The sequence below is a fragment of the Paraburkholderia sp. J63 genome, assembly GCF_905220245.1.
GTDB lineage: Bacteria > Pseudomonadota > Gammaproteobacteria > Burkholderiales > Burkholderiaceae > Paraburkholderia.
On sequence record NZ_CAJMZF010000239.1, the window covers coordinates 1 to 231 of the forward strand.

Annotated in this window: 1 protein-coding gene; it reads right to left on the reverse strand. The window is 71.4% G+C overall.

Going from position 1 to position 231, the window contains the following annotated elements; translation table 11 throughout:
• Positions 1–231 (reverse strand): SDR family NAD(P)-dependent oxidoreductase (locus U5775_RS39345; RefSeq protein WP_322063487.1); only part of this gene is annotated, 231 nt, incomplete at both ends.

A 231-nucleotide genomic window follows, 5' to 3' on the forward strand; every position in this document is an offset into this window, starting at 1 on the left:
AACGCGGCCCTGGCCTGCGTTGTTCACGAGCATGTCGGCGCGGCCAAAGCGCTTTTCGACTTCGCCCGCGAACGCGGCAACGTCGGCGGCATCGAGCACGTCGCAGCGCGCGGCCAGCAGTTGCGCCTGCGGATGGCGCTCGCGCAATTCGCGCCCGGCGCGTGCGAGACGGTCGTTGTCGCGACCGCAGATCGCGACCGAGGCGCCCGCGCGCAGAAAGAGTTCGGCGGC